This window comes from Halomicrobium urmianum, assembly GCF_020217425.1.
GTDB lineage: Archaea > Halobacteriota > Halobacteria > Halobacteriales > Haloarculaceae > Halomicrobium > Halomicrobium urmianum.
In genome coordinates, this window is record NZ_CP084091.1 from 252,184 (window position 1) to 269,551 (window position 17,368).

Sequence of the window (17,368 nt, forward strand, 5' to 3'; positions counted from 1 at the left end):
ACACTCCTCGACCGATGGGAGCGTTCCGGCTCGTCTACAGCCACTCGCGGCTCAACGTCGAGCAGATGCGCGTCGAGCTCCGGGAGCAGTTCCTCTCCGAGCGGTGTGAGCACGACGACGTCGAGTACGATTCGGACTCCATGACGGGGTTCTGGCGTGGACGCCTCGGGACCGTCTTCTACGAGTGGGACCTCGAGCCCGATCCGGAAACCAGTTCGTACGTCCTCCACCAGCGTGTCCGATTCTCGTCAGAGACGATCAAGCGGTTCGCGTTGCACGTCGCCATCTGGCTCGGCTTCTGGGCTGTCCTCTATCGCGTCCAGACGACCCGGATCGCCGTCGCCGACCTGAACCTGTTCACCGTTCTGGGTGCGACGGTCGCCGGCGTCGGGCTCCTGCTGTTCGGCCTGTACGACGCGCTCCGCCTCCTCGACCTCGAGCAGTACCCCGACCCGCTCATCGACGGGCGGGACGTCGGGTTCCGGTACGAGCGCTACAGGCCCGTGCGCGTCCTGCAGTGGCTCGACGGGCTGAACAAGGTCGGGCTGGCCGCCGCGTTCGTCGCCGCCGATCCGGGGATCACGCTCCGACTCGGCGCCGTGTACGGGACGCTCGCGGCGACGTTCCTCGCGGTCTGGTTCGCCGACGGCGGGGAGCGGCTCGTCGCGCTCATGGACCGGTCGGCGATCGGTGACCTCCGCCGGTCCGGACTCGGCAAGCGGTACGTCCAGTACACGTGGCGGCTGTCGGTTTGGATCCTCGTCGCGCCGGTGCTGACGGTCGCCGCGCCGGTACTGGTACGGCGCTACGTCGCGTTCGAGGACGCTCGCGTCCTCGAGCGGTTCACTGCGGAGGCCCCGCACTCGGTACCGATGGTGGACACGGTGCTGAGTCTCGCCCTCGTGGCGATAGCGGTCTCCCTGTTCCGGAACCTCTCGGACGAGCAGTTCAAGATGGAGTACTTCGACTTCGAGCACCGCGAGACGACGTGGATCGGCCGCCTCGTGGACGCGTCGGCGGTCGCCGTCTCGTCGGCGCTGGTGTACGTCGCGCTCCTGAAGGCCGCCGAGGTGCTGCTCGGGGTCCCGGTCCCGGTCCTCCCGGACTCGGCGCTCGACCTCCCGAAGACCTCGGTCGTCGCCGCGCTCCTGGCCCTCTATCCCCTCGCGGGGGTCGCCTACCAGTACCGCAAGCGGACGGGAGAAATCGAGGCGATGCTCGCTGCGTCCACGCTCGACCTGATCGAGGCCTCGGGCCCGGACGGGACGATGTTCGAGGCCTCGTTTCGCGTGCTGGACGCCGCAGAACACGACGCGACGAGCTTCAGATTCGACGGCGAGGACCACGTGATCGTCACCCGCGGGCTCGTGGATGACCCGGCGATCGGCGATCGAGAACTGGCTGCGATCGTCGCCCACGAGCACGGACACGTTGAGAACGGCGACACTCGCCTATGTAACCGCATCCTTCTGGCGAGCAGCGCCCTGCTCGTCGGGCAGAACGTCCTCTACGACATGGTCGACTTCTACGATCGGGAGTTCCACGCTGACGAATACGCCGCTGACGCGGTCGGCAGTGATGCGGTCCGGAGTGCCTTGACGGTCCTGAAAGAGAGCGACGACGCGGGCGACACGTCGCAGTCGTTCGGTCCGAACTTCGGCCCGGGATTCGCCCTCGCGGACCGGGCACCCCGACTCACGCAACCCTTCGAGCTCTTCTTCGGCGGCTTCGCCGTCTCCGAGGCTCATCCGTCGTTCGACGAGCGGATCGATCGCCTCTCGTCAGACGACGAGTCTCTGTCCGGCAGCGGCGCGGGGAGCGCTCGGTCGAGTCGGGCCGAACCGTAGTAGAGCAGCAGTGCTGGCAGCATACGACGGTCGAGCCACCGGCCTGCAGGGCCGCCCGCAGTGTGGGGCATCGTGTTCGTCGGCTCCTCATCTGCCTTCGAAGGCGGCTCCGCCGGCCGATCCCGGAGCTTGGCGAGTGCCGCGTCCAGTGGTGCGGATCCGTCAGCAGACGCGGCCATCCGGTCGACGAGCGGGACGAGTGCCGGGCCGAGGTTGCGACCGCCTGGTACGAGAACTGCCAGCGCCGCCAGTGCACGGACGGCAACCGGCGGTTCGGTCCCGGCAGCCGCGACGGCATCGACCAGGGCCGCGAGCTCGGCCGAGTCGAGGTCTGTGGCGACGTCCGACGGGAGATACAGACACAATGTGTGGCCCAGAATGCGGACCGGCTCGATTGATTCGGCCGACGACGACGTCTGGACGGCCGGGAGCTGCCGCCCCGGAACCGTAATTGAGGTGCTTCGGGTGAAGCGGATGAAGTGCCCGACCGGGGTCATAATGGCGGTGACGGCGGCGCTGACAGGGAGCAGGGCAACCTGCGCGAAGACGACGAGCAGCGCGAGCAACGACCCAGTCCGGGGTTCGACCACTGGAACAGCGGCAAAGGTCCGATCGAAGACCGCGAACGTCGCCGTCAACAGTGCCTCGGCGGACTGGTCCATCGACTGCGGCAGCATCGCGACGGCCGGCGCGAGGACGGCGTCCGGAAGCGGCCATCGGCCCGCGATCCCGAACCAGATGACGCCTGCCGCGACGAGCGCACAACCCAGCGCGAGCGCGCCCCAGAGGCAGTACAGGAGCGCCAGCGTGATCCGGTGTCTCTCGGATCCGGCGGTGTGGGGTCGCGCTCCATCGAGGAAGTCGGCGATGCGCTGCGCGTCGGCGACGGCGTCGGAACTGACGTGGACGCCGAGGTAAAGCCCGTAGACGCAGACGGCGACGGGGAACCACTCGGCAACCTGGACGAGCAGTACCAGGGCGTCGCTGCCGCCGGTCTCGACTGCGCTGCCGGGCAGCCCGCTCCCGACGGACGCCGCCGCCGGCGCCGGGCGGTCGAACAGGTCGGCCAGACCCGACACCGCGTGGGCGGCCAGGACGGTCACCCCGAAGACGATGCCCAGAGAGAGGACCGTCGAACCCACGAACCCCAGCGGGATCCGGAGGACGTGCGCGGCCTGGGTCGCCGACTGGAACGGGAGCGCGTTCCGGCTGTAGAGGACGCTTGCCGCGTACGCCAGCGTCAGGGCCGTGATCGCGATGCCCCACGTTCCCGCGGGACCTCGCGTCCCCGCGTACCGCCCGATCGCGAGCATACCACCCAGGTAGAGTCCCGCGACCGCGGGGTGGACGCGGTGCGACGCCCGGCGGAGCGGCGCCGTCGCGAGGAGTGACGGGTCGTATCTGCTCGCGTAGACGACGCCTATCGCCAGCGCACCGGCCACCAGCAGCGACGGATTGAGCACGGCGAGCACCGCCAGGCCGACCAGCCCGTAGACGAGGTACCGAACCCAGCCCGGGAGGACGCGGGTGAGCGTGACCTCGGGCGGGCTGTCCGGGTCGGCTGATCCGTCGGCGTCGGCAACCGTCAGGACGTACTTCTCTCCGGTCGACGTGCCGGCGTACGTCCAGCGTCCCTCGCCAGTGGCCACCCACCGCGGTGCCGACCTGACCCACGACACGGCGTCGGTCCCGTCGTCGGCCACCCAGCGCTCCCGCACCGCGTGAATCGGTTCGGGGCTCGGTAGATCCATCAGTCACCCGTCCCGTACCGCTCCGGGGTCTTAATTGTTCGATAGTTGCAGTCCAACGGCTGCTGCCAGTGCCACCCGCGCTCAGCCGTCGTTCTCACCGGTAGCTATACCCGACTGGCTGCGAACAGACCGGTAACTTCCCCGTAGCGCTATGTCCCTGCCGGGTCTGTCCTTCGTCGAGAGCAAGCCGACCAGGCGGGTGCAGCAGCGGCAGTGGGCGCTCGAACTGACGCGGTCCGAGATAGAGGACAGACTCTCGGAAGCCTACGAACGGACAGACAGCGACGGCGAGACGTGCTGGAAAGCCCGTCACTGGTTCGGCCTCGTCCGATCGTCGGTTCGCTTCGAGGGCACGGGCCCCGAAACGCGACTCCGTTACGACTGCCGCCAGACCGCTCGCGGTTCCTGGACCGAGCTGGCCCTGATGGTCGCCGTCATCCTGTTGGCGTTCCTGACCGGAATCCCACAGCAGACGTACTCGTTTTTCGCGCCGCTTGACTCCCTCTCTGCGTTCCCGTCCGACGGAGCACAGGCCACCATCGTGACGGGCAGTCTCCTCGTGACCGTCGTCCTCACTGCACTCAGCCGGGGGCCGGGGCCGCGCTTCCCGACGACGGGGCTCGAATACGAGTACGCGACGTTCTGCTGGTTCTACACGGTCTGGAGCTTCCTGCTCGTCGTAATCGTCGCGGTCTACGTGGGGACGATACTGAACCAGCGAGCTGTGAGCCTGTTCGTGCTCCTGTTCGCGTACGTCGTCAGTCGGTACGCGACGGGGACGCTGTCGGCCACGCTCCCGGGCGTCGGCGACGAACTGTCCGACGGCGTCGTTGTCGGGGAGGCGGGCCCGCCGCTGATCGACCGGCCGTTCCCGCACCTCAACATCGCCGTACTGGCGCTGCTGCCGGCACTGCTCACGATGATCGCGTACGTCGTGTCTATGCTCGTCGCCCCGATCAACCCAACGCTGCTCGACAATCCCACGCGGGTGCTTGTTCCAGTCGCCGTCTCGCTCGGCGCCTGCGTGACGTACTGCTTCTGGTGTCGCTCGCTGCTGTCCCGGCTCAGATCGGACCCGATCGAACCGTTCCGCTCCCGGGTCAGTTGGACAGTCATCCTCCTGGGATTCCTCGCGATCAACGCCATCACGGTCATGCTGACCTCGGTCTTCGTCCTGCTGCTGAGTGTCCCGCTCCAGTTGCACCTGTCGGGCGTCGACCTCCACTACGACGCCGCCGGGATCGGAGCGTTGCTCGGTGTGAACCTGGGCCTGCTCACCGTTGCCGCCGGTGGAGCGGCCCTGCAGCGGCTGTGGGCCCGTCGAAGCGGCTCCGCGGCGGCCGTCGGGCGTCGACTGGTGCGGTACTGGAACTACGTCGTGCTGTTCTGCCTGTTCGGTACGCTGAGCTTTCTCGGCTCGAACGTCATCGGCGCCGTCACGTTCGGCGACGGAGCCATCAGAGATCCCTCACCGCGGACGATCCGGACGAACTTCGAGGGATACCTGACGGTCGCCGAGCTGGCTTCGCCGCTTCCCGTACCCGACGCTTTCGCGTACGTCGGCCTGTATGCGCTCCTCCTCTCGCCGATCATCGTGCTTGGCCTCTCGTGGGGGATGCACGTGAACGGCAAACTGCTCGACGCTCTCGCCCGCCGCCGGGTGAGCGAGACGCTCGGAACCGAGGACCGTCCCGTCCCCGACTCGGCCGAGATCCGTGTCATCGACGCGCCTGTCCTCGCCGCCGCGAGGGGTTCGCTCTTCGGTCCGTCGACGATTCTCGTCGGGCGCGCGCTTCTCGACGAACTGCCCTCGGAGGAGGCCCTCGACGCGCTCCTCGCACACGAGGCGTACCACCTCGAGCACCTGGATCACGCCGTCGGCGCGCTCGCGTCCCTGTCGTCGGTCCTCATCGGCGGGCAGAACGTCCTCCTGGCGTTCTACGACCTCGCCGAAAGCGAGCGCGCAGCCGACCGATACGCCGCTGAACGGGTCTCACGAGCCGGTCTCCGGTCGGCGTTGCGGACCTGCAACGCGCTTGAGACGGACGCCGCCATCGCGAGGAGCAGTACCAGTCCTTCGTTTGTCGGCAGCGTCACCGCAGCCGTCAGTGAGTCTGTCACGGAGGCTCGTCGACGCGCCTGGGCGGTCCCGTCGCCCGGTGAACTGCTCCGCACCGTCCGAGCGCTGGCTGTCGCGCCCTACGCCCTCCTGTTCGGCAGCGTCGTCTACGACCAGGCGCACCTCGACTTCGCCGACCGCATGGACGTCCTCGCCCTTGAGCGGACCGTCGTCGACGTTCTCCGTCGCGAGACGAACACGGTGACGGTGTGGTTCCCTGAGGAATATGAGGTGACTACTCCGGTGCCGAGAGACGCCGTGTACGACCGCGTCCGGGAGACGGGCGCCACCGACAAACAGATCGAAGCGGCCCTCGACGGCCTCGTCGACGACGGCCGGGTCCGCGAGGTCGGCGACGACTATCTCTTGTGGGGGAAACAGGCGTGACGGACGACCGCTCCGAGCGGACCGGGCCGACCGATGCCGTGAGCGATCACAGGGGCCGCGATGATACGTCCAGCCGTCGGCAGTGGCTCTGTACTTTCGGAACGGGCGCGTCGGCGCTTCTCGGCGGCTGTCTGGCGGGCGTCGTCGACGAGTCGGGCGACGGCCGTCGCACCGGTTCGCTGTCGTTCTCAGGCAATTCCTCTATGTACGGCGTCGACGCGGCGCGACGGGGCGTGACCGACGGCAGCGTCGACGGTCAGCCCACCCTCCGCTGGCGAACGCCGTTCGACCGACGGATCGCGTCGACTCCGGCCGTCGTCGGCGACCTGCTCTATGTCGGGTGCTCGGACGAGTACCTCTACGCGCTCGACGCGACGACCGGCGACCGGGCGTGGCGGTACCACGCCGGACGGGACGTCCGTTCCTCGCCGGCAGTCGCGGGCGATCGGGTTTTCGTCGGCAGCATGAACGGCAGTGTCGTCGGACTGTCCCGGGCGGACGGACAGGTCGCCTGGCGGCGGTCGACCGATAGTGGCGTGTTCGCGTCGCCGGCGGTCGCGGACGGCGTTGTCTACGTCGGCGACGTCGACGGTTCGATGTACGCCCTCGACACCGACTCGGGCGACGCGCTGTGGACCGTCGAGACTGATGGCCCGCTGTTTTGCTCTCCGGCGGTCGCGGATGGGACCGTCTACGTCGCCGACTACGAGCGGCGCCTCTACGCGTTTGACACAGCCACCGGGCGAGTCCAGTGGGGCTCGCAGGTGGACGACTTCGTCTACACGGCTCCGGCAGTCGCCGATGGGACCGTCTACGTCGCTCGCAGCGGCGTCACCGCGTTCGACGCCGCGACCGGGGAGCGGCGCTGGTCGGTCGGTGACGACCGAACCAGTTGCTCGCCTACGCTCGCCGACGAGTCAGTCGTCGTCGTCAAGGACACCGTCCAGGCCCTGTCGCCGGCGGACGGATCTACGCAGTGGGAGTTCGAACCTGACGGCGCCGTGTCGACCTCAGCCACCGTCGGCAGTGACATCGCGTTCGTGGGCGACAGCGACGGGACCATCTACGGGCTTGACGTCGCATCGGGGACGGAGCAATGGCGGGTGTCGGTCCTGAACGGTATCGGCGTCCCCCTCACCGTCGTCGCCGGCGCGCTGTTCGCCGTGACGGATCCGACCGACAGCGCCGTGTACGGCTTCGAGGGCCCGTGACCGCGGTGGCGGCCGACTCCGCTCAGAAGAACTTGGGGATCGAGTCGAAGTTCCCGACCCAGTCGTCGGCGCTGGTGATGCGCTTCTGTAGCTGCTCGTCGGTCAGGAGGTAGCAGGACCGCGTCTCCCCCTCGTCCATCCCGACCTGATAGACGAAGTGGCGACGCTCCCCGCGGCGGACGTAGGCCTTCTGGTGGACGGCCTCCGACACCTGATCCGGCCTAGCGTCGTGGTCGGGCGGGAAGAACGGCTCCGGTATCTTGCACTGCCTGTCCCCGTAGATCGCCATATCGTCGACCGTGTGGTAGTCATCGTCCTCCAGTTCCGCGTTCGAGACGATCACGACCCCGACGACGCGATCGTAGGCCCAGTATGCCGTTCCCCGGTCTTCCAGGATCTCGGCCTCGAACAGGCCGTCCGGGAGGACGACCCGCCCGGTCTGGTGTTTGACCGTGTCCGGCGCCACGTAGATCCAGCCGGAATCAGGCTGTGACTTCGTCTCCGATTCGTCGAATGGGCCACTCATCGTCACTACATACCGCGAAATCCCGTTTTAATCTTGCGTATATCCCAGGTAGTCCCGACAAGCGTCCGGTTGGGACTACGCGTCGCTAGCCGACGATGAGGAGGGCGACGGAGACCAGCAGCGCCAGCAGCGACGCGGCCACCGCGACGTTCAACCCCAGGGCGATGGCGTCGGATCTGGCGCTCCCGACCGCGATGTCGGGACGATCGCCGCCGCGGCGCCGGCGGACGAGGACAGTCGCAACGAGCAGCGTTGCGGCTGCGACCGCGACGCCCCCGATCAGCAACTGTTCCGAGCCGACCGACGGGACACCGACGGACGCCTGGACGCGGTCGAGAGTCGCGGCGCCGACCGATCCCAACCGTCGACGCGCCGCCGCCGCGGACTGGCGGACTGCGTTGGACGCCGCGACGCCCAGCCCGAATCCCGCGAGGAGGCCGGACGCCGCCAGCCCGGCCAGGAGAGCGCGCCTGCGAGTCGGGTCGACGACGTCGTAGCCGGCGTGCTCCCCGAGCCAGTCGTCGAGACGCTCTAGGAGCACGGAGCGCGCTTGCTCCTCCGAGAGCCCGTCGACGTCCCGGACGCCGGCCGCGACCGCCTCGGTCAGGTCCTCGATCGGATCGTCGAGGCGAGCGCGGAACCGCTCGGCGACCGCCCGCTCGCGCTCGGCGTCGACCAGTTCGCTCGTCCCCTCGATCGGGCAGGCGCGGCGGTCGGGCGGCACCTCGTTCGGAGCCACGTGGAGGACGACGTCGGTCCCGGCGAGCGTCCCGATTCGACCGGACTTGGAGAGCGCCACGGTCACGTCCGCCGCCGTGAACTCCTCTACGAGAAACCGGAACAGTCGCGCACCGTCGTAGACGGAGGCGACGGCGAAGTCCAGCGCCGGCGTCGCCTCGTCGCGGTGGCGTGGACGCCATCCGCGCCGCCACCGCTCCGCACCCGACGCCGTCCCCGTCAGGAGCCTGCGGATCGCTGCCGTCTCCGCGTCGCCAAACCGGAGCGGGTCCTCAGCGAGCCCGTCGAAGGCCCACCGCGGGCTCGACCTGTCGTCCTGCGGAGCGCTGCTCCGCTCGAAGGATCCGGTGTCGAGCGATTTCAGGGCACCGCCGAGCGCCGTCAGGTCTACCTCGTCGTCGAACTCGTGTTCCAGCGTCGCCTGGATCGGCTGGCCAAGCCGGCCCTCCACGTAGCTACAGACGAGATTCCGCCCCGTGTCGGCGTACAGCAAGACGATCCCGGGATCGATGTACTCCAGCTGATCGGGGTCGTCCGCGAACATCTCCGCCCCGTCGTTGCGGAACAGGCGGGTCCGCGACATTTACGCACCCTCCTTCAGGCGGGCGAGCAGGTTCTCGTTGCCGTGTATCTCGAGAGGATGCTCCGGGACCGGCTCTCCGGCTTCTAGCGACGCCCCGTGGTCGAGGTCATAGTAGACCGGGTAGACTCGACCGACCTGCGCCTGGTTGAGCAGCGGCCCGAGCTTCTCCTTCCCCTCCGGGGACTCGAGCAGGTGGTAGTTCACCCAGTTGAAGAAGGTGAGGTGCGTCGAGCTGTTGTGGTACAGCCGGTAGAGGTAGTCGGCCTTCGTCGCGACGAGGACGACCTCCTTCTCCGCGAGCACGCTCTCGTTGACGTGGCGGAGGATCTGCACGTAGCTGTTCAGGTACTCAGACAGATCGGCCTGGGCCTCGTAGTCGTCCTCGCCGTACGGGAGCTCGGGCATGAGGCTCCCGGAGTCGACGATGATCACCAGCGTGTCCGAGTGGATAATCTGCTTCGTCATGACGCGCTGAATCTCGTCTGAGCCCAGGTTGGTCGCGGACTCGGGGAGCGACGGGAGCCCGCGGATCGACTCGTACATATAGACGAGGTAGTTCAGCGAGAGCCGGGATCTGGGCACTGAGTCGGCGACGCGCTCGACGAGGTCGCCGTCGATGTACTCGCCGGCGTAGTCGAGGACGTCGACCTCGACGTACTCTTTGAACAGGGATCCGGCGCGCGTCTGGAAGTCCAGCAGGTAGTACTCGCCTTTCCCCGTGGGACCGGTGTACTCGTCGGTGCCCCACCCCTCCTCGGCCGCCCGGAGCGAGCTCACGAGCTGGGACATCGGCTCGGAGGGGTTCAGGCGGGTCGTATCGGCCTCGTCGTCCGCGGCCATGTACAGCGCCGCCCCCAGGAGCGTTTTCCCCGCCCGCTGGACGCCCATGACGAACGTCCTCGTCTTGGCCTCGTAGCTCGTGAACATGTACGCGCCGGCGAGGAACGTCGCCGAGGCGAGAGCGTCTGAGAACAGCCGGTTCCCGGCGATGGACACCTCCGCCGCGAGCGCGGCGGTCCGGCCGGTCTCGGTGGACGCCGCACCGATCGGTGTGGGGTAGACGACGTGTTTCTCCACGAAGCCCAGGGCCACGATGACGGTGACGACCCAGAACAGCGTGGCCGTCGCCCGCCGGAACTCGTAGGGCGGGGCGTCAGTGCGGAGCTTGAACCCGCCGCCGAGCACGAACGCCGCGAGGAGACCAGCCCCCAGCGCCGGCGCGTGCGCGACCGGGTCGACTGGGTACAGCAGCCCCTGCGACCGGAACACCCACAGCGCGATCGCGGAGGCGACGGCAAGCAACACGCCTTGCATCCGTTTCAGCTCGTCGAGCAGGAGCAGCCCGACGAGCCCACCGTAGGCGCCCAGACAGAAGAGCTTGAACTCGGCGTGCGACACGCCGATCGCCCTTTCGAGGGCGTACACCGACGTGCGGACGATTCCGTTCGACTCCCAGCCTGCCCCGATCATTCGGGTCACCGCCGGCGTCATCACAGCGATGACGACGAGGTACAGGACCAGGTCGACCTTCTCCCAAAACTCGACGAGCGCTCCGTGCTCGTCGGTCAGATCACTCGTGTCTTGCATGCGATTCGTCGAACGGACGGTCCAGTCCTAAAGGTCGAAACCGGCCTACAGCCCCTGTAGGCGGCCCGTGCGTGTACGCGTACGTCGTTCATCGTCTGGTCCCGGTCCCGCCGCCAGCGTATCGGCGCCGCGTCCCGTTGGAATCGGGACCGTGCTGTCGGCCGGTTCCGGCCCGCAGTACCGGGGCTACAATGGCTGTAGGCGGCTGTTCCCACCTTTTATTGATGGGTTCCTCCTTCGAAGTGGAATGCTCCGAAAAGCAGTCAAGAAGGCCAGGCGCGGCTTCGGTCGCGTCGTGCTCAACGAGAGCCGCTTCGAGCAGATGAGTCCGCTCGAGCTCCAGCGACGCATCCGGAAGCTTGAGCGACAGAAGCAGCAGTTCAAGGGGAAGATGGACGAATCGATGGCGGAGTTCGACGAACTGATCGAGGAGGCCGAGGACGCCAACCCGACCAGGGTCCCGGAACTGGAGATGGAGGCCTCGCTGGCGCTGAAGCGATACGAGGCGTTCCGTTCGCTGTGGACGGAGATCCTCGACGGTCTGCGCTTCATGCAGCAGGCCGCCCTCGGGAAGCAGATCGACCAGGCCGGCCTGAACGGCATCCCCACGAGCATGAACCCCGAGCAGTTCGAGCGGGAGGCTCGGAACATCGAGCAAACCCTCGAGGACCGCGAGGACCGCCGGGACACCATGACCGCCGCCAACGAGCACATGGAGGACACGTGGAACGACAACGGCGCCCACGCGAACTCGCTGACTGACGACCGCGTCAGCGCGGCGATCAGCGCGGCGCGCAACGGCGAGGACGTGCCCACCCTCGACGAACTGGCCGACGAGACGTTCGCCGAGGCCGACGTCGACGCCGAGGCGGCCGCCTCGGCGCGCGTCCACGACCGCACCGGGGACGATCCGGTGGAGTTCTGAGGGCGCTGGCACATGTACTCGGACCCCAACTCGTATCGGATCGAGATCCTGCGGGAGCAGTACGAGGACCTCTTCGAGGACGCCACGGACGCCCGCCAGCGGGGAGACAGGCGGGACGCCGCACGCAACTACGACAAGGCGGCTGACGTGCTGGCCGAACTCGCCGACGCGGAGGGGCGCGACCGCTCCGACGAGGTCGCCCGGCTCCACAGGGCGGCGGACATCCTCCGGAGCGGCGACGACCTCGCGAACCACTTCAGGGACGGCACCGAGCGGTCGGTCCCGTCCGAGGCGGACGGCGAGGACGACCGTCGCCCGCCGCAGGAGCCCGACGGGGACGAGGAGGTGCGCGCCCGGATGGAGTCGTTCCTCTGCGAGACCGAAACCACGTGGGCGGACATCGGCGGTCTCGACGGCGTCCAGCGGAACATGAAACGCGCAATCGCGCTGGGGTCCATCGCGGACAAACCCGACGCGGTATCCGCGACCGATCGGATCCTCCTGTTCGGTCCCCCTGGAACCGGCAAGACTCTCATGGCATCGGCCGTTGCGGGATCGCTCGACGCCAGTTTCTTCAAGGTAGAGCTGGGCAATCTCCTGTCGAAGTGGTACGGCGAGTCCTCCAAGCAGATTTCCGCCCTGTTCGAGACCGCCGCTGACCTGAGCCCCAGCGTCGTCTTCCTCGATGAGATTGACTCGCTCACCCAGTCCCGGAGCAGCGACATGAACGGGACCTCGCGCCGCGTACTGGACACACTGCTCGCAGAACTCGACGGTGTCGAGAAGTCGACCGACTCGTTCGTCCTGACGCTCGGGGCCACGAACACCCCGTGGGCCCTCGATTCGGCCGTTAGAAGCCGGTTTCCCCAGCGAATTCACGTTCCCCTGCCCGACGAGGCGGCCGCCGCGGAGATCGTCCGTATTCACACCGTCGACGGTGGCGTCGGACTCGAGGGGGAACCGCGTCAGTTCGTGCCCGGCGCGTCGATCGACGGACGAGTCGATGATCCGGTCACCGCCATCGCGAAACGCTGCGTCGACCGGGGATTCACCGGCCGCGACATCGAAGCGCTCTGTAGAGGGGCTGTTAACAGTATGATAGAACGCCGGAACCCGGACCTCGACCGACTCGTCGACGACAGCGTCGAGCGGCTGCGGGACCACTCGCTCGACGTTGCCCCGGTGGAACCCGGCGACTTCCAGCACGCGTTCCAGACGACGTCGCCGTCGCTCCCGGAGGAGGATGTCGCCCGCTTCTACGAGTGGGACGAGGAGTACGGGTCGTCAGTTACCGGCCCCTGAAGCGGCCGGCTTCTCAGTCGTACTTTTGCGAATCGGACTTCGATCCGAACCGCCACTCACGCGAAGTTCTGTGTCGTGTAGACGCTCCCGTCGGTGGCGTAGTACACGCCGATCCCTTCGACGTTCCAGTCGGGGTCGAGGAGGTTCTCCCGGTGGCCGTCCGAGTGCAGCCACCCGTCGACGACCTCGCGGGCGATAGCCCGGGCGTCCCTGAGCGACGTCGGATGGCGGGCCGCGATGTTCTCGCCGCAGCGCCGCCAGCTGTAGTTCCAGGCGTCGTACCGGTCGGCTACGGTATCGCCGTCAGGTGACTCGTGACTGAAGAAGCCGTTCGTCGCCATCCGTCGGCTGTGTTCCCTGGCGATGCCAGCGAGGTGGCGGTCGAGACCGAGAGCGGGGAGTGATTCCCGGTCGCGGATCTCGTTGACCTCGGCGTGGACCGCCTGCTCCACCTCCGTCGGGGCGACGTCTGGACTGACGTCCAGCGGGACGTCCCGTCGTTTCACAATTGTATCAGAACCGCACTCGCGACATCGGGCGGTCGCCGCAATAGGGTCGCCGCACCGACCACAGATCCATTTCCCATCGACGTAGAGCACGGGGCCGTCGCAGCCCGCGTCTGCGTGGCGCGAGAGTGGGGTAACGGTGTTGCAGTCGTCGCATTCGTGGACAGCCGTGACAACTCCGCTCATCTGCACTCCCTCAGTTGGTTTCGACGGCGGTCGCTTGGTCCGGTCAGACGACTATAATCGGATAGCAGTGACGGCGAACCGCTCCAGCACAGTTCACGGACGCGTGATCGGCGGCCCTGACTGGCCTCGTCCATGTGGAAATCGGGTCGAATCACACACGTCTGGTCACTCCGCCGGTATAAACGACCACACCCTCCTCTACAGCGTGTGGAGGAGTCCGAGTCCTTACCCTGAAGATGATCACTCGTCAACGACTGTCGCCGTGCCGAGACAGACGCCGTGGGTCGGTCCACCAACCTGACCGGAAACGCGGCTGTTCAGGACGACAGCCCGGTCCACTGCCCCGAACTTCCTATCAGGAGAACTACCCGCCTGGGGATCGATCAAACCGGCCCGCGTGATAGAACACGCCCCAGACGAAGGAGAGACCAGTGGCAACGATCAACGGGCCGCCGAGACTCGGATCAATCGACCCGCCGGAGATCACTGTAACGAATTGTCCCGCATGGTCGGTGACGGATTCGACGAGCGCTAGGCGTTCGACGTACACCTCGATTGTAAGTCCCAGAAGCACAGTGACGAACGCAGCCCCAGCGTGCGAGAGACCGGTCTTTGCTGGCATAGACGGGCATTCCTGTTGGACTCCGATATACGTTCGCGGGATCGTACAGTCGCTGTAGATTGTGGATAAGTCTGTTCTCCCCCGGCTCGACTCGCGTCGTCAGCATCCTACGACAGTCGCCCGGACGCGGGACGTCTTACCGTGGATCTACAACCGCTGTAGGAGAGTGTGGCGGTATACGTTCCCGACGCCGCTCACACTACCGTGTGATAACGCCATGACGAGAGCAGCCTTAGAGCAGGACCGCGACTACTACCGGTCGTTGATCGAGTCCCTGATCGGCGAGTTTCCCTGGATCCCCATCGAGGGGGAACCGAGCGTCGAGGAAGTCGCACATCAGGCGGCCGCCGACTCCCCATCTGTCGGTGAGTTACGGCTCACCCACCTCTACACCGACGCTGACCTGTTTCTCACGCTTCCCGACTACCGGGGTGGTAACGCAGCGAGGATCGTCCTCTATCAACCGCTCGACGAGGAGATCCGGCCCGCAGAGGACGGCTTTATCGGCTCGCTGGGCCGATCGCACCGAACTATCGCCGCCATCTACGAGGCTGACTACGTCGAACCCGTCGCGGATCCGACTGTTGTCCTCCACGGCTGTGTCCCCGTCGAATATACCGAGGGAAAGCTCCGATCCATGATGATCGGGATAACCGCGACCGCCCTGCGCGTCCAGCGCCTCCACGAGGACGTTCAGTCCCCTCTGCGGGAGATACTGTCTGACGGTCCGGACTCATCGAACGGTGAGCTGATGGACTCGCACTGCCACGCGTAGCAGGGTGAGTCGACGGTCGATCACCCAGAACGGCCGTCAGCGGGAATCCGAACGTCGTACCGGGCCTCCTCTGTTCGCCAGCGGGTCGCAGAGACTCCGGACCAAACGCATTGTGCCCGTCCTCGTCGGTCTGGAGGTTGCTCGGCTGTTGGTGCGTCACTCGATACGGGCGGCGAGGACGTCAGTCAACTCCTTGTGGAGCTGGTCGCACTCGACTGCGATCTGCTCGGTGGCTTTGACGGACTCGATCAGCGTCGCTTCGTCGTACTCAACGGGGACGTGTACCCGGGCAATCAGTGACGGATCGGTGACGGGTTCGACGTACGGCGTGGATCGACGACGGGCAATCGATCGATGCGCCTTCCCGAGCTCGCCTACGAACCCGTCCTCGCTGTACTGGAGCTGGTTGTCGAGGGCGTTGTCGAGCAGCAACTCGGTTGCGTGGCCCGTGTCGAGGGCAGGGAACCGCACTGTGAGCCGTGCCTCGGTCTCCGGGTGAGTGTAGAACAGTTCGCCGCGCCTGGTCTCTCCGTCGATCACGGCGGCAATCTGTTGTTCGGTCTGCGCGAACTTGGTGTCCACTTCCCACGACGTCTCGGACCGCAATCGCCGCAATATCCCGCGAAACAGCTCACCGCTCTGGCGCACGGCGCCATTATCCATGAGATGACGTATGGTACAGGAACACGTAAATCCCCTCCTCTGTATACTAGCAGCTTAGCAGGAAATGGACTGTTATGGTCCTGTCAGTGCATATTACGAATCCAGTAGCTGGAATTAATATACAGATACCTGCTAGATGGTTTCGTACTGCTTTGTAATAGCTACCGACTCGACTGGCGTCTCGCTCGACCGTTCGTTGGTCTATCTTGATTCAGCGAGAGAATCCCGGCCTTCAGGCCGTGCGTGAATCGCGTAGCCCGGTGTGACAATCCACGCAGGTCTGTCGGGCCAGATATTCCTCTTTCACTCTGGTTTGCATACAATTATGTAGCTAGTCCGTCATAGGCTATCTATGGCGAATCAGGTCACGCGCACCTACGTTGCATCCATCCGCAACCACCGGCAGGTGTGTGACGACCTCGATTCGCTCGGGTTTGCCGCCTCGAAACTCTGGAACGTCGCCTGGTGGACGTGTGACCGCATCTGGCACGAAACCGGCACGATTCCAGGCGACAGCGCGCTCAAAGCGTACCTCAAGAGTCACGAACGCTACGCGGATTTGAACGCACAATCCAGTCAGGCAATTCTCGAAGAATTGGCTGAAGCGTTCGAGTCGTGGTACGCCCACCGCGAGAACGGTAACGGGGATGCGAACCCGCCCGGCTACCGCAAGCACGGCGACGACCACCCGCGCTCGACGGTCACGTTCAAAGAGGACGGCTTCAAGCACGATCCCGACCACAACAGGATTCGACTCTCAAAGGGGGCGAATCTCAAAGACTCGTGGTCCGACTTCGTCCTCTGTGAGTACGCCGCTGACCCGGGCGTGGACGTACAAAACGTCCAGCAAGTTCGGGCAGTCTGGACTGGCGACGAGTGGGAGTTACACATCGTCTGTCGCGTCGAAACTGGCGACCCGGAGCCGCCCGGCGACCGGGTGGCCGGCATCGACCTCGGCATCTGCAACTTCGCCGCCATCGCGGTCGGAGACGAAGCCCTGCTGTACCCCGGTGGCGCACTCAAAGAGGACGACTACTACTTCCAGAAAGAGCGAGCGAAGTGCGACGATAGCGACCCCCACACAGCGCACCGACTGGACTGCAAGCGCCGGGGCAGACGTGACCACTTCTTGCACGCTGTGTCAGCAGATATGGTGGCCGAGTGTACCGCCCGAAACGTCGGGACGATTGCCGTGGGCGACCTCTCGGGCATCCGCGAGGGAACCGACTGGAGCGACCACGGCAATCTGGATCTACACGGGTGGGCGTTCGACCGCTTCGTCGAGCTGCTGGAATACAAAGCCTCCGAGCGCGGCATCAGCGTTGAGCGCGTGGACGAACGCGATACCTCGAAGTCGTGTGCGTCGTGCGGAACCACCGACGACAACCAGCGCGTCGAGCGTGGGCTGTACGTCTGCGAGGCGTGTGGGCTGGTCGCCAACGCCGACGTGAACGGGGCAGAGAACATCCGACAGAAGGGACTCCCGAATCTCGCCTGTGACGGGGGAGATCGGGATAACGGCTGGATGGCACAGCCAGTGGTGCGCCTGTTCGATAAATCCACGGGGCAAATAGCCCCACAAGAGCAGGTGTCCCGTGAACCATAATATCCCAACGCTCGGGAAACTCCGGCATTCACGC

14 protein-coding genes are annotated in these 17,368 nt (G+C 66.3%); 7 read left to right on the plus strand and 7 right to left on the minus strand.

From position 1 onward, the window contains the following. The first annotated feature begins 14 nt into the window (after positions 1-14). On the plus strand, positions 15-1,847 hold the full coding sequence (locus LCY71_RS18090) for a M48 family metalloprotease (RefSeq protein WP_225335972.1): 1,833 nt from the start codon (positions 15-17) through the stop codon (positions 1,845-1,847). Here LCY71_RS18090 and LCY71_RS18095 read toward each other — a convergent pair. Beyond that, entirely contained in the window at positions 1,745-3,598 is a 1,854-nt protein-coding gene (locus LCY71_RS18095) for a hypothetical protein (protein WP_225335973.1), read from the minus strand. The genes LCY71_RS18090 and LCY71_RS18095 overlap by 103 nt on opposite strands. A gap of 151 nt (positions 3,599-3,749) precedes the next feature. Between LCY71_RS18095 and LCY71_RS18100 the strand changes: the two genes are divergently transcribed. Continuing rightward, a complete protein-coding gene (locus LCY71_RS18100) occupies positions 3,750-6,104 on the plus strand; it encodes a M48 family metalloprotease (RefSeq protein ID WP_225335974.1) in 2,355 nt (784 codons plus the stop codon). Continuing rightward, on the plus strand, positions 6,086-7,315 hold the full coding sequence (locus LCY71_RS18105; RefSeq protein WP_225335975.1) for an outer membrane protein assembly factor BamB family protein: 1,230 nt from the start codon (positions 6,086-6,088) through the stop codon (positions 7,313-7,315). Before LCY71_RS18100 ends, LCY71_RS18105 begins: the two co-directional genes overlap by 19 nt. Before the next feature lie 22 nt (positions 7,316-7,337). On the opposite strand, the gene LCY71_RS18110 is transcribed toward LCY71_RS18105, so the two are convergent. The 3 genes from LCY71_RS18110 to LCY71_RS18120 all read right to left on the minus strand — a co-directional run bounded on the left by LCY71_RS18110 (position 7,338) and on the right by LCY71_RS18120 (position 10,749). Continuing rightward, positions 7,338-7,841 (minus strand): hypothetical protein, encoded by a 504-nt coding sequence (locus LCY71_RS18110; RefSeq protein WP_225335976.1) that lies wholly within the window; start codon positions 7,839-7,841, stop codon positions 7,338-7,340. 85 nt (positions 7,842-7,926) lie between these two features. Then, entirely contained in the window at positions 7,927-9,162 is a 1,236-nt protein-coding gene (locus LCY71_RS18115) for a hypothetical protein (RefSeq protein WP_225335977.1), read from the minus strand. Continuing rightward, positions 9,163-10,749: a hypothetical protein gene (locus LCY71_RS18120; RefSeq protein ID WP_225335978.1), complete on the minus strand. Its 1,587-nt coding sequence runs from the start codon at positions 10,747-10,749 to the stop codon at positions 9,163-9,165. It lies immediately after the preceding gene. 247 nt (positions 10,750-10,996) lie between these two features. Between LCY71_RS18120 and LCY71_RS18125 the strand changes: the two genes are divergently transcribed. Together LCY71_RS18125 and LCY71_RS18130 are read left to right on the plus strand one after the other, a co-directional pair. Further along, on the plus strand, positions 10,997-11,674 hold the full coding sequence (locus LCY71_RS18125; protein WP_225335979.1) for a hypothetical protein: 678 nt from the start codon (positions 10,997-10,999) through the stop codon (positions 11,672-11,674). 12 nt (positions 11,675-11,686) lie between these two features. Then, the gene (locus LCY71_RS18130) at positions 11,687-12,976 is read left to right on the plus strand and encodes an AAA family ATPase (RefSeq protein WP_225335980.1); all 1,290 of its coding nucleotides are present in this window, start codon (positions 11,687-11,689) and stop codon (positions 12,974-12,976) included. A gap of 56 nt (positions 12,977-13,032) precedes the next feature. Here the strand turns inward: LCY71_RS18130 and LCY71_RS18135 are convergent, their stop codons facing one another. After that, a complete protein-coding gene (locus LCY71_RS18135; RefSeq protein WP_225335981.1) occupies positions 13,033-13,482 on the minus strand; it encodes a CAP domain-containing protein in 450 nt (149 codons plus the stop codon). A gap of 550 nt (positions 13,483-14,032) precedes the next feature. After that, positions 14,033-14,290 (minus strand): hypothetical protein, encoded by a 258-nt coding sequence (locus LCY71_RS18140; protein WP_225335982.1) that lies wholly within the window; start codon positions 14,288-14,290, stop codon positions 14,033-14,035. 217 nt (positions 14,291-14,507) lie between these two features. On the opposite strand from LCY71_RS18140, the gene LCY71_RS18145 reads away from it, so the two are divergent. Next, entirely contained in the window at positions 14,508-15,065 is a 558-nt protein-coding gene (locus tag LCY71_RS18145) for a hypothetical protein (RefSeq protein ID WP_225335983.1), read from the plus strand. Between the two features lie 156 nt (positions 15,066-15,221). Here the strand turns inward: LCY71_RS18145 and LCY71_RS18150 are convergent, their stop codons facing one another. Beyond that, positions 15,222-15,647, minus strand: coding sequence for a hypothetical protein (locus LCY71_RS18150; RefSeq protein ID WP_225335984.1), 426 nt, complete (start codon positions 15,645-15,647; stop codon positions 15,222-15,224). 433 nt (positions 15,648-16,080) lie between these two features. Here LCY71_RS18150 and LCY71_RS18155 point away from each other — a divergent pair, with 433 nt between their 5' ends. Then, positions 16,081-17,334 (plus strand): RNA-guided endonuclease InsQ/TnpB family protein, encoded by a 1,254-nt coding sequence (locus tag LCY71_RS18155; protein WP_225335985.1) that lies wholly within the window; start codon positions 16,081-16,083, stop codon positions 17,332-17,334. Positions 17,335-17,368 lie beyond the last annotated feature (34 nt).